This window comes from Candidatus Shikimatogenerans silvanidophilus (genome assembly GCF_018200315.1).
In the GTDB taxonomy this organism is placed as follows: Bacteria; Bacteroidota; Bacteroidia; order Flavobacteriales; family Blattabacteriaceae; genus Shikimatogenerans_A; species Shikimatogenerans_A silvanidophilus.
In genome coordinates, this window is the sequence record NZ_JADFUB010000001.1 from 62,481 (window position 1) to 74,813 (window position 12,333).

Annotated in this window: 12 protein-coding genes and 4 tRNA genes; 7 read left to right on the plus strand and 9 right to left on the minus strand. The window is 15.1% G+C overall.

Going from position 1 to position 12,333, the window contains the following annotated elements:
• Window positions 1–32 precede the first annotated feature (32 nt).
• The 3 genes from argS to efp all read right to left on the minus strand — a co-directional run bounded on the left by argS (window position 33) and on the right by efp (window position 3,170).
• On the minus strand, window positions 33–1,769 hold the full coding sequence (gene argS, locus KHQ18_RS00330) for an arginine--tRNA ligase (protein WP_212113164.1): 1,737 nt from the start codon (window positions 1,767–1,769) through the stop codon (window positions 33–35).
• A gap of 67 nt (window positions 1,770–1,836) precedes the next feature.
• Window positions 1,837–2,475, minus strand: a complete 639-nt coding sequence (locus tag KHQ18_RS00335) for a peroxiredoxin (protein ID WP_212113165.1) — start codon at window positions 2,473–2,475, stop codon at window positions 1,837–1,839.
• Window positions 2,476–2,594: 119 nt separating this feature from the next.
• Window positions 2,595–3,170: an elongation factor P gene (gene efp / locus KHQ18_RS00340; RefSeq protein ID WP_212113166.1), complete on the minus strand. Its 576-nt coding sequence runs from the start codon at window positions 3,168–3,170 to the stop codon at window positions 2,595–2,597.
• A gap of 109 nt (window positions 3,171–3,279) precedes the next feature.
• Here efp and KHQ18_RS00345 point away from each other — a divergent pair, with 109 nt between their 5' ends.
• The 5 genes from KHQ18_RS00345 (at window position 3,280) to KHQ18_RS00365 (ending at window position 8,523) form a co-directional block, all read left to right on the plus strand.
• The gene (locus KHQ18_RS00345; RefSeq protein ID WP_212113167.1) at window positions 3,280–3,669 is read left to right on the plus strand and encodes a hypothetical protein; all 390 of its coding nucleotides are present in this window, start codon (window positions 3,280–3,282) and stop codon (window positions 3,667–3,669) included.
• A 274-nt stretch (window positions 3,670–3,943) separates the two neighbouring features.
• Window positions 3,944–4,270: a hypothetical protein gene (locus KHQ18_RS00350; protein ID WP_479686403.1), complete on the plus strand. Its 327-nt coding sequence runs from the start codon at window positions 3,944–3,946 to the stop codon at window positions 4,268–4,270.
• Window positions 4,270–7,968 (plus strand): DNA polymerase III subunit alpha, encoded by a 3,699-nt coding sequence (dnaE, locus tag KHQ18_RS00355; protein ID WP_212113168.1) that lies wholly within the window; start codon window positions 4,270–4,272, stop codon window positions 7,966–7,968. Before KHQ18_RS00350 ends, dnaE begins: the two co-directional genes overlap by 1 nt.
• 147 nt (window positions 7,969–8,115) lie before the next feature.
• Complete coding sequence (trxA, locus tag KHQ18_RS00360) at window positions 8,116–8,442, plus strand: thioredoxin (protein ID WP_212113169.1); 327 nt, start codon at window positions 8,116–8,118, stop codon at window positions 8,440–8,442.
• Window positions 8,443–8,449: 7 nt separating this feature from the next.
• Window positions 8,450–8,523 (plus strand) — tRNA-Asp (locus KHQ18_RS00365).
• Between the two features lie 27 nt (window positions 8,524–8,550).
• Here the strand turns inward: KHQ18_RS00365 and KHQ18_RS00370 are convergent.
• From KHQ18_RS00370 to KHQ18_RS00380, 3 genes are all read right to left on the minus strand, one after another.
• Window positions 8,551–8,624 (minus strand) — tRNA-Arg (locus KHQ18_RS00370).
• A gap of 3 nt (window positions 8,625–8,627) precedes the next feature.
• A tRNA-Pro gene (locus KHQ18_RS00375) sits at window positions 8,628–8,703 on the minus strand.
• A 5-nt stretch (window positions 8,704–8,708) separates the two neighbouring features.
• Window positions 8,709–8,795: transfer RNA gene (locus KHQ18_RS00380), tRNA-Ser, on the minus strand.
• A 440-nt stretch (window positions 8,796–9,235) separates the two neighbouring features.
• On the opposite strand from KHQ18_RS00380, the gene tsaD reads away from it, so the two are divergent.
• Window positions 9,236–10,246: a tRNA (adenosine(37)-N6)-threonylcarbamoyltransferase complex transferase subunit TsaD gene (gene tsaD / locus KHQ18_RS00385; RefSeq protein WP_212113170.1), complete on the plus strand. Its 1,011-nt coding sequence runs from the start codon at window positions 9,236–9,238 to the stop codon at window positions 10,244–10,246.
• 85 nt (window positions 10,247–10,331) lie between these two features.
• Here the strand turns inward: tsaD and KHQ18_RS00390 are convergent, their stop codons facing one another.
• Window positions 10,332–10,580, minus strand: a complete 249-nt coding sequence (locus KHQ18_RS00390; protein ID WP_212113171.1) for a type B 50S ribosomal protein L31 — start codon at window positions 10,578–10,580, stop codon at window positions 10,332–10,334.
• A 95-nt stretch (window positions 10,581–10,675) separates the two neighbouring features.
• Between KHQ18_RS00390 and KHQ18_RS00395 the strand changes: the two genes are divergently transcribed.
• Entirely contained in the window at window positions 10,676–11,389 is a 714-nt protein-coding gene (locus tag KHQ18_RS00395) for a ubiquinone/menaquinone biosynthesis methyltransferase (RefSeq protein ID WP_212113172.1), read from the plus strand.
• A 31-nt stretch (window positions 11,390–11,420) separates the two neighbouring features.
• Here the strand turns inward: KHQ18_RS00395 and KHQ18_RS01730 are convergent, their stop codons facing one another.
• Window positions 11,421–11,696, minus strand: coding sequence for a DUF2797 domain-containing protein (locus tag KHQ18_RS01730; RefSeq protein ID WP_212113180.1), 276 nt, complete (start codon window positions 11,694–11,696; stop codon window positions 11,421–11,423).
• Window positions 11,666–12,223 carry a DUF2797 domain-containing protein gene (locus tag KHQ18_RS00405; RefSeq protein ID WP_212113173.1) on the minus strand — a complete coding sequence of 186 codons (558 nt, stop codon included), beginning with the start codon at window positions 12,221–12,223 and terminating at the stop codon, window positions 11,666–11,668. The genes KHQ18_RS01730 and KHQ18_RS00405 overlap by 31 nt, the downstream gene beginning before the upstream one ends.
• Window positions 12,224–12,333 lie beyond the last annotated feature (110 nt).

Sequence of the window (12,333 nt, forward strand, 5' to 3'; positions counted from 1 at the left end):
TTTTAAATATTTTAAATATAAAATATAAAAAATTACATTTTAATTGGCATTTCAATTCCTAATATTTCCATAAAATTTTTAATTAATTTTCCAATAAAACAAGATAATCTAATTCTAAAAAAAGTTATTTTTTCATCTTTTTCAAATAAAATTTTAATGTTTTGGTAATAATCATTATATTCTTTACACAAATCATATATATAATTTGCTAATATAGAAGGATTAAAATTTTTGATTGAATTATTAATAATATTATGTCTAAGTTCTAATAATTTAATTAATTTTTTTTCATATTTATTTATTTTAATATAAAAAAATTTTTTTTTACGAGAATAATTTAAAAATTTATTTTTTCTATTAATAGAAATAATTCTAACATATGTATATTGTATATATGAAGATGTTTTTCCTTTTAAATCAATTGATTTTAATGGATTAAAAATAATTGTATTTTTAGTATTATTTTTTAAAATAAAAAATTTTAATGCTCCTATTCCTATAATTTTAGATAATTTTTCTTTATATTTTTTTGAAAAATTTTTTTTTATACTTTTTTTTGATAAAATTATCATTTCTTTTATTAAATCATCAGCATAAATAACATTTCCATAACGAGATTTCATTTTACCATATGGAGAATTTATCATTCCATAAGATAGATGAAATAATTTTTTTACCCATTTATATTTTAATTTTTTTAAAATAGTAAATAAAATTTTAAAATGACGTTCTTGTTCTTTACCAACTATATATATAAATTTTTGTATATTTGAGTTTTTAAATCTTTTTATAGCTGTACCAATATCTTGAGTTATATATACTGATGTACCATTAGATCTTAATAATAATTTTTTTCCTAATCCATATTTTTCTAAATCAACCCATATTGATCCATCTTTTTTTTTAAAAAAAATATTATTTAATAATCCAAATTTAACTATTTTTTTTCCTAATAAATATGTTTTACTTTCATATTCTGTTTTATCAAAATTAACTCCTAATTTTTTATAAGTTTTTGAAAATCCAGAATATACCCAATAATTCATTTTTTTCCAAATATTTAAAATTTCTTTATTTCCTTTTTCCCATTTTAATAACATATTATTTGTAAGAGACATTATTTTTTTATTCTTAGAAAGTAATTTTTCAAATAGAACATAATAATTACCAACAAAATGATCTCCTTTAATTCCAGTTTTTTTAGGTGTTTTATAATTAGAAAATTTTTTCCATGCTATCATAGATTTACAAATATGTATTCCTCTATCATTTATTAATTGAGTTCGTATTACTTTTTTTCCTATAAATTTATATAAACGATATATATAATTTCCTAAAATAATATTTCTAAGATGTCCTATATGCAATGGTTTATTAGTATTTGGTGAAGAATATTCTATAATAATAAATTTTTTTTTATTTTTTTTAAAAATTTTTTTTTTAAAACAAAATTTTTCTTCTAAAATAGAATTATTAAATAAATTTATATAATAAAAATCTTCTAAATAAATATTTAAAAAACCATTTATTAATTTAAAATTTTTAATTAATTTTTTAAAAATTAAATATTTACCTATTTCTTTTCCTATAATATCTAATTTTTTATTTATTATTTTTAATAAAGGAAATAAAACAATTGTTATATCACTATTAATTTTTTTATTTATATTATAAAATATTTCTAATTTTAAATTATTTAATAAATATTTTTTTTTAATATATTTATGAATAACAAATTCAATTTTATTTATAAAATAAAATTTTTTCATTAAAAAGTAAAAATTTTTAAAAAAAAAATAAAAATATTTTATTTATATTTTTATTTTTTTTTATGCATTAAAAATTTTTTTTTAAATATTCTATAGTACTTTTTATATTAGGTTTAATTCCTTTTTCTCCTTTTTTCCAATTAGCTGGACAAACTTCACCATTTTTTTCAAAATATTGAATAGCATCTATAATTCTTAAAATTTCATTAATATTTCTTCCTACATAAAATTCATTAATTGATTGATGTCTTATAATTCTACTTTTATCAATTAAAAAATTTGCTCTGTAAGGTATTAATTCTCCTTTAACTTCAATAATATTATTTTTTTCATTATTAGGAAAAATAGAAAATTCTCCTGATAATACACCGTAATTGTATGAAATAGTTTTATTTATATCAGATACAAGTGTAAATTCTACACCTTGTATTCCTCCATTTTTTATAGGTGTATTTAACCAATTTAAATGAGAATATTCAGAATCAGTAGATACAGCTATAATTGAAACATTTCTAGATTTAAATTCATTAATTTTTTCTTGAAAAGAAAGCAGTTCTGTTGGACAAACAAAAGTAAAATCTTTAGGATAAAAAAATAATAAAATATATTTATTCTCAATTTGTTGTAAAGAAAAATTTTTAATTATCTCATTTCCATTTATTATAGCAGTAGCTTTAAAAAAAGGTGCTTTTTTACCTATTAACATAAATTAATTTTTATTATTTATTTATTTAATTTAAACAATATTTTTTTATATATTTATATACAATATTTTTTTATATATTTATTTATATATTTTTATTTAATTATTTTTTTTTAATTATATTATTTTTTTTTAATTCTTTCTAAATAATATTTATTTTCAGTATTTACTTTAATTAAATCATTATTATTAATAAATAAAGGTACTTGTATAGTAACACCTGTTTCTAATATTGCTTTTTTTGTATATTTATTAATTGTATCAATTTTCCTTACATTAATTGTTTCTATAACTTTTAATATAGTAGTTTTTGGTATTTCTACACATAAAATTTCATTATTTTTTTTTATATTAAATTTTATTATTACTTTTTCTCCTTCTTTTAAAAAATAATAATTATTAATTTTTTTTTTTTCTACATTAATTTGATTATAATCTTCTAAATTCATAAAATTAAATAAATTATTTTCTTTATATAAAAATTTAAAATATTTAGATAAAATTTTAATTTTTTCTATTTTATGACCAGAAGAAAATGTTTTTTCAATAATTTTATTATTAGTTATACTCTTTAATTTTGTTCTTATAAAGGCTGAACCTTTACCAGGTTTTACATGTAAAAAATATATAACTTTATAATAATCATTATTTAATTTTATACAAATTCCTTTTTTTATTTCTGAAGTATATAATAACATAAAAACATAAAATAAATTTATATTATAATTATATTATTTTTATTTTTTTATTTATTTAATTTAATAAAATTAATTTAAATAATTTTAATTTAAATATGATAATTTTAATATGAATATATTTAGTAATTTTTTAAGAAGATTTTTTTATTTTTTTTTAGGTATTTTTATTGGAATTATGATAGTTTTTTATTTATTTGGAAATAGATTTTTTTATAATTTAAATTATTATTTACCAAATGAAAGAGTATTAAATAATATAAAAAATAAAAAAATTTTTATTTTAAAAAAAATGTTAATAAATAAAAATAAAAAAAAATATTATACAGAATTTTTTATAAAAGAATTATTAAGAAAAGGAAAAGTAAATTTTAAAAAAAGCGAAATTAGAAGAAAACCATATTCTATTTATAAAATAGAATATAAAAAAAACAATGAAAAAATTTGTATTACAATAGAAAATAAAAAAAAAAAAATATTAATAAAAAAAATATATATATAATATAATATAATATAATATAATATAATATATATATAATATAAATATATAGTTATAGTTATTTATATAGTAAATATATAAATAAATATATAAATTTTATATATATTTATTTTTATATATAATTTTTATAAAATAAAAATAAATATATATAAAATTATAAAAAAAAAATTAAAAAAAAATATTTTTTTTAAAAAAAATTATATAAAAAAAAAATAAAGAATTAAATACACAAATATATAATATTATTAAAAAAAAATATTTAATATCATCTATACCTATAACAATAAAATTTACCAATAAAAAAAATATTATTAATATACATTATAATTATAATAATAATAATAATAATAATAATTATAATTTTTTAAAAAAATTAGAAATAAATACTTTAATATTTATTATAGATAAATTTTGGAAATATCATATTCAAGAAATGGATGATTTAAAAAATTTAGTTCAAAATTCTATTTATGAACAAAAAGATCCTCTAATTATTTATAAAATAAAGTCATTTAATTTATTAAAAGAACTTATTAAAAAAATTAATAAAGAAAGTATACATTTTATTTTTAATACATCAATAATAAAAAAAAATATAATATAATGTATATTGTTATTGATACAGAAACAACAGGATTACATTACGATTATAATAAAAATGATTGTCCAAGTTTAGTTCAATTATCTTGGAATCTTTATAATTCTTTTTTTTATTTAATACATTCTAAAAATTATATAGTTAATCCAAATAATAAATTTGAAATTCCTTTTAAGTCAATTAAAATACATGGAATTACTAACGAAATTGCTATTAAAAAAGGAAAAAATATTAAATATATTCTTAATAAATTTGAAGAAGATTTAAATAAATCAAATGTAATAATTGGACATAATATTAGTTTTGATATTAAAATTATTGAATTTGAATTTATAAAAAATAAAAAAAAAAAAATAAATTTTTTTTTAAAAAAAATTATTGATACTAAAATTGAATCATGTAATTTTTGTAAAATTTATGGTAAAGGAAAAAGATTTAAATGGCCTAAATTATCTGAATTATATGAAAAATTATTTAATAAAAAAATAAAATTATTATTACATAATTCTTTTTATGATGTACAAATTACTTCTTTATGTTTTTTTAAGATGATAAAAATTGGAATTCTTTTTTATAAAGAAGAAATTAAAAAAAAATATTATAAAATAATTAATAAAAATATAGAAAATATTTTTTCTTTTATTAAAAATGAAAATGAAAAAAAAATAAAAGAAATAAAAGAAAATGAAAAAAAAATAATTAAAAAAAAATTAAAAATTAAAAAAAATATATATAATATATATAATAATTATTCACATATACATAATCATAGTCATTTTTCTATTTTATATTCTACTATAACTATTAAGTCTCTTATTAATAGAGCAATTGAATTTAATATGCCTGCTGTTGGAATAACAGATTATGGAAATATGATGGGAAGTTTTTATTTTTTAGATTATATACATAAATTAAAAAAAAATAAAAATATTAAAATTAAAGGAGTTGTAGGTTGTGAATTTTTTATATCACATAATTATTTAATAAAAAAATTTACAAAAAATTATCCAGATATACGTTATAATCAAGTTTTAATAGCAAAAAATAAAATTGGATATTATAATCTTTCTAAATTATGTTCTCATGGTTTCATAGATGGATATTATTCAGGTATACCAAGAATAGGAAAAGAATTAATAAAAAAATATAAAAATAATCTTATAGCATTGAGTGGAGATTTAAATTCTGAAATCCCATATACAATATTAAATAAAGGAAAAAAAAAAGCAGAAAAAATTTTCTTATGGTGGTATAATTTATTTAAAGAAGATTTTTATATAGAAATTCTTAGGCATAATTTAGAAGAAGAAGATTATGTAAATAAAATTTTATTAAAATTTTCTAAAAAATATAATGTAAAATATATAATACAAAATAATAATTTTTATTTAAATAAAAATGATTCATATACACATGACATTTTATTATGTATAAAAAATAGAGAAAAAAAAAACACACCTATAGGAAATGGTTTTGGAAAAAGATTTGGATTCCCAAATAATGAATTTTATTTTAAAAATCAAAAAGAAATGTCAAATATTTTTTTTGATTTATCAAAAGGTTTTTATTTTTTAAATGAATTATTAAATAAAATAGAAATATATGATATTAATAAAAAAATTGAAATTCCAAAATTTACTTTTCCAAAAAATTTTAAAAAATATTCTTCTAATTATTTAGAAAATTCAAATAAATATTTAAAATATTTAGTTTATAAGGGTGCTAATAAAAAATATTATAATTATTACGATTATTCTATTATTAAAAAAAGAATACAATTTGAATTAAAAATTATTAAAAAAATAAAGTATTCTGTCTATTTTTTAATAGTACAAGATATTATTAAACAAGCAAAAAAAATGAATATTTTTGTTGGACCAGGAAGAGGATCTGTAGCTGGTTCTATTGTTTCTTATTGTCTAGATATAACACAAATAGATCCTATAAAATATAATTTATTATTTGAACGTTTTCTAAATACAGATAGGATTAATCTTCCAGATATAGATATTGATTTCGATGATAAAGGTAGAGAAAAAATAATTAAATGGGTTTATAAAAAATATGGAAAAGAAAAAGTAGCAAAAATTATTACTTATGGAACTATGGCAGCAAAATCATCTATACGTGATGTTGGAAGAGTTATGGATTTTTCTTTATATGAAGTTAATAAATTAACTAAAATTATACCATTAAATTCTTCATTAAAAGAAATTTTTGAAAAAGATTGGTTATCATTAAAAAAAAAATTTTCTCATAAAGAATTAAAAAATATTTTCTTTTTAAGAAAAGAAATTGAAAAAAAATCTTTTAAAGGATACATTTTAATGCAATCTAAAAAAATTGAAGGATTAATTAGAAATATTGGTATACATGCTTGTGGAATAATTATATCTAATTTAAATATTAAAAAATTTATTCCTGTATTTTTATCAAAAGATTCTGATTTATTGATTACTCAATTTGATAATAAAGTTGTAGAAAAAGTTGGTTTATTAAAAATGGATTTTCTTGGATTAAAAACATTAAGCATTATTAAAGATACTTTAAAAAAAATTAATAAAAAAATTTTTTTTTCATTAAATGATAAAAAAACATATGAAACTTTCAAACAGGGAAATACTATAGGAATATTTCAATATGAGTCTACTGGAATGAGAAAATATCTTAAAAAATTAAAACCTGATAATATTAATGATTTAATAGCTATGAATGCTCTTTATAGACCTGGACCTTTAAAATATATTACAGAATATATTAATAGAAAAAATGGAAAAAAAAAAATACAATATGATATTCCAATAATGAAAAAAATATTAAAGGAAACATATGGAATTACTATTTATCAAGAACAAGTTATGTTATTATCACAAATAATATCAAATTTTAGTAAAGGAGAAGCTGATTTATTAAGAAAAGCTATGGGTAAAAAAAACAAAAATATATTAATTAATTTAAAAAAAAATTTTTTAATTAGAGGTATTAAAAATAATTATTCTAAAAAAATTTTAGAAAAAATATGGAAAGATTGGGAATATTTTGCTTCATATGCTTTTAATAAATCTCATGCAACTTGTTATACAATAATATCTTTTAAAGCTGCTTATTTAAAAACTCATTATTCTTCAGAATATATTTCTTCTTTTTTAAGTAATATTAAAGATGTTAAAGAAATTACAATATTAATAAAAGAATGTAAAAGACTTAAAATTAAAATATTACCTCCTAATATAAATAAAAGTTATTATAATTTTACTGTTGAAGAAGAAAAAAATAAAAAAAATATTAGATTTGGAATGAAAGGAATTAAAGGAATAGGAAATATTGCTATAGAAAATATTATAAATGAAAGAGAAAAAAATGGAAAATATACTTCAATTTATAATTTTATTAAAAGAATTAACTTACGTATTGTTAATAAAAAAGTTATAGAAAATTTAATATTTTCAGGTTCTTTAGATGAATTTAAAATAGATAGATTACAGTATTTTTGTATTAAAAAAAATATTTCTATTTTAGAAATGTTAATTAAATTAGGAACTAAATATAAATCAAATAAAAAAAATAATCAAAATTCTTTATTTGATTATGAAGAAAATATAAATGATATTATAAATATAAAAGAATATAATATTTTTCCTTTTAAAGAAAAAAAAATTTTATATTATAAAGAAAAAGAAATAATTGGTTTTAGTTTTTTATAAAAAAAAAATAAAATATTATATTATATTAAATAATTAATTAAATAATATTATTTTATTAAATAATATTATTTTATATTATTTATTATATATTATATTATATTTATTTTATTTTATAATATTATATATATTATTAATATTATATTATATATGGAAGTTAATGATAAAAATTTTGATATTCTTTTTTCAAAATATAATAAATATGTTATTTTAATAGATTTTTGGGCTTCTTGGTGTAGACCATGTAAATTATTAAGTCCAATTATTGATTATATAGAAAAAAAATATAAAAAACAATTATATGTTTTTAAAATAAATATAGACAATAATACTTTACTTTCTGAAAAATTTAATATACAAAGTATTCCAACATTAATATTTTTTTTAAATGGAATAGAAAAAGAAAGACATATTGGTTCTATTTCTAAAGAAAATTTAGAAAAAAAAATTAAAAATTATTTTTTTAATAAAAAATAAATTAATTGGTCCGATAGTTCAGTTGGTTAGAATACGTGCCTGTCACGCACGGGGTCACGGGTTCGAGTCCCGTTCGGACCGCAACTAAAATAAATTATATTGATATTGCGACTACGACAGGATTCGAACCTGTAATCTACTGCTTAGAAGGCAGTTGCTCTATCCAATTAAGCTACGTAGTCATGTCGGGGTGATAGGATTTGAACCTATGACCTCCTGGTCCCAAACCAGGCGCGATAAACCAAACTACGCTACACCCCGATTAGCGGAGAGTGTGGGATTCGAACCCACGAAACATTTATTTATGTTGACAGTTTAGCAAACTGTTCCGTTAACCACTCCGGCAACTCTCCTTAATTAATTTAAATATTTAAATAATTAAATAATAATATTAATTAGATTTAAAAAAAAAATAAATAAATAAAATAAAACATCAGTATCAATATACATAAAATAAAATTCCTTAATAATAAATTGTAACAAAGTAATTGTAAATATAAGGATTATTAATATTTTTTTTAAATTAATTTTTTTAATAAAAAAAAAAAATAAATTTAAAAATATTGATAAAATATTACAAAATAATAATATATAATAAATTTTATTATTAATTTTATTATTATAATTATAATATATATTATTTTTAATAAAATATAAATTTTTTATAAAATAAAAATTTAAAAAAATTAATAAAAAAAATAATAAATACTTTTTCATTTTTTTTAATTTAATAAATAATAATAATTTAATAAATAATAATAATTTAATAATAAATAAATATAAAAATATATATATGGTTATAATTTTAGGTATTGAATCTTCTTGTGATGATACTTCTGCCTCTATTATAAAAAAAAATAAAGTTTTATCAAATGTTATTTTTTCTCAAAAAAAAATACATAAACAATATAATGGTGTTGTTCCTGATTTAGCATCTAAATTTCATCACAAAAAAATAATTAGAGTAGTTGATATTGCCATAAAAAAATCAAAAATAAATACAAAATATATAAACGCAATTGCATTTTCATATTGTCCAGGAATGATAGGTTCTTTATTAATAGCTTCTTCTTTTTCTAAATCATTTTCTATGTCATATAATATTCCTTTAATAGGTGTAAATCATATTAAAGCTCATATTTTAGCACATTTTATAAAAAATAAAAATGATTATTATCCTTCTTTTCCATTTTTATGTTTAACAAGTAGTGGTGGACATACTAATATAGTTATTGTAAAAGATTTCTTAAATATGGAAACAATAGGAAAAACAATAGATGATTCAGCTGGAGAATTAATTGATAAATCTGCAATAATTTTAGGATTAGGATATCCAGGAGGACAAATTATAGAAAAATGTGCTAAAAAAGGAAAATTAAAATTTTATTTTAATATTCCAAAAGTAAAAGATTTAAATTTTAGTTTTAGTGGTTTAAAAACTAATTTTAAATATTTTATACAAAAAAATAAAAAAATTAATAAAAATTTTATACAAGATGAATTACATAATTTATGTTTTTCTTTGCAAGAAACTATTATTAAAATTTTTATAGAAAAAATAAAAAAATCTGTTAAAAAAACAAATATTAAAAATATTGCTTTTTCTGGTGGTTTATCTAGAAATATTTTTTTTAAAAAAAAATTATTTATAGAATCAAAAAAAAATAATTGGAAATTATTCTTTTTAGAAAATCAATATACTACAGATAATGCTGCTATGATAGCAATACATGGATATTATAAATATATATATGGAAAAATTAGTTCTTTAGATATTATACCATGTACTAATAGTTATTTTTAATAAAAAATTAATAAATAATAAATTTTAATATTTATTTTTATTATTAAAAATACTAATTTTATTATTAAAAATACTAATATTTTTTTTATTTTTTTTGATATTTTTTTTTAAATTTTTCTATTCTTCCTTCTGTATCTACATATTTCATTTTTCCAGTAAAAAAAGGATGAGAAAAACTAGAAATTTCCATTTTATATAAAGGATATTTTTTATTATTAATTTCAATTACATTATTTTTAGTATCAACAGTTGATCTACATAATAAAAATTTATCATTACTTGTATCTTTAAAAACTACTATTCTATAATTTTTTGGATGTTTATTTTTTTTCATAATTTTATTATTTAAAAAAAATTTAATAATTAAAAATAATAATTAAAAATTTATAATTAAAATAATTAATAAAAATATAAAAATAATTAAAAAAAATGAATAAAAATAATATTAAAGAAAAAGAAAGAAAAATAAAATATATTTTTAATTCTATATATAAAAAATATGATTTAATAAATTTTTTATTAACATTAGGATTTGATAGAATTTGGAGAAATAAAGTTGTTAATTTCTTATTAGAAAAAAAAATTAAAACAATATTAGATGTTGCTACTGGTACAGGAGATTTAGCAATTATTTTAGCAGAAAAACTTACAAAAAGTAATATTATTGGAATAGATTTTTCAGAAAAAATGATAAAAGAAGCAAAAAGAAAAATAAAAATAAAAAAATTGAGTAAAAGAATAAAAATATTTAAAACAAATTATAAATATTTTATAAAAAAAAAATATTTTGATGTAATTACAATTTCTTTTGGTATAAGAAATTTTGACAATATTAATTATTTTTTAAAAATTGTAAAAAAAAATATTAAAAAAAATGGATATCTAATTATATTAGAATTTTTTTATCCAGAAAATAATATAATTAAATTTTTATATAAATTTTTTTACCAAAAATATATAATTTTTATATCTAAAATATTATCTGATAATTTTTATGCATATAAATATTTAATATCTTCCATTAATTGTTTTATAAAAAAATCAGATTTAAATAATTTACTAATTAATAATAATTTTAAAAAAATTAAAATAATTAATACTAATTTTGGCATTACTTCTATTTTTATATATAAATCAATTTAATTATAAAATTTAAATTAAAATATATTTTAATTTAATATATTTTCATTTTTATTATATAACCTTCATGATTCCTTATATTAAAAACATATCCATCATTAAATATTAAATATTGTCCTTTAATTCCTATTAACTTTTTATTAATTTTTTTTTCTTTTTTTAAATAAATGTATTTAATTTTTTGTTCATTTTTTTCATTTAAATTTAAATTAATTGGATAATTAAAAGTAAAAATTTTATTTTTTTTAATAAAATAAGGTTTAAATTTTTTTTTTAATTTTAAACTAATTTTTTTTTTTTTATTAATAATTCTTTTTTATGTTTTAATAATAATTTTTCTTCATAATTTTTATTTTTTATCATTAATCTAAAATTTGTTTTATCATTAAAAAATTTTTTAAAAAAAACTTCAATAATACCAGATAAATATCTATTTGGAGTTTTAAAAATTGGAATAGATATTAATGATCCTTGATCTATTAATCTATTTATTAAATTATTTTCTATTGTTACACCTATTTTTAAATTACTAGTAATACTCAAATAAACTATATGTGGTTTAAATAAAAAACTTTTTTTTAAATTTGAAATATTTTTTGGACTTTTTTCTGGAAAAAAAATATTTTTATTAAATTTTATAAAAAAACAATTTTTACAAAGACCTAATTTATAAATTATTTTATTTCTTTTACAAAAATAACATTCATATTCTATATGAATAATAGATATGTTTTTTCCAATAATATTGTTTAAATTAAAAAATTTTTTTTTAATTTTTTTATAATATTGTATTGTATTTTTATATTTTACTTTCATTTTTTTTAATAAAAATTCCATAAAATAAATTTTACATTAAAAATAAATAATTTATACATTAAAATAATTTATATATTAATTTATATATTATTATATATTTATATATTAATTTTTTAAAAAATTATGTATGA

Coding starts and splice junctions, on each gene's coding strand:
- efp (WP_212113166.1), bottom strand. CDS start 3,170: ATGTTATTATATACTTCAGAAATAAAAAAAGGAATTTGTATAAAATTA.
- KHQ18_RS00390 (WP_212113171.1), bottom strand. CDS start 10,580: ATGAAAAAAAATAAACATCCAAAAAATTATAGAATAGTAGTTTTTAAA.
- KHQ18_RS00395 (WP_212113172.1), top strand. CDS start 10,676: ATGAATAAAAATAATATTAAAGAAAAAGAAAGAAAAATAAAATATATT.
- KHQ18_RS00405 (WP_212113173.1), bottom strand. CDS start 12,223: ATGGAATTTTTATTAAAAAAAATGAAAGTAAAATATAAAAATACAATA.
- KHQ18_RS00335 (WP_212113165.1), bottom strand. CDS start 2,475: ATGTTAATAGGTAAAAAAGCACCTTTTTTTAAAGCTACTGCTATAATA.
- tsaD (WP_212113170.1), top strand. CDS start 9,236: ATGGTTATAATTTTAGGTATTGAATCTTCTTGTGATGATACTTCTGCC.
- KHQ18_RS00345 (WP_212113167.1), top strand. CDS start 3,280: ATGAATATATTTAGTAATTTTTTAAGAAGATTTTTTTATTTTTTTTTA.
- dnaE (WP_212113168.1), top strand. CDS start 4,270: ATGTATATTGTTATTGATACAGAAACAACAGGATTACATTACGATTAT.
- argS (WP_212113164.1), bottom strand. CDS start 1,769: ATGAAAAAATTTTATTTTATAAATAAAATTGAATTTGTTATTCATAAA.
- trxA (WP_212113169.1), top strand. CDS start 8,116: ATGGAAGTTAATGATAAAAATTTTGATATTCTTTTTTCAAAATATAAT.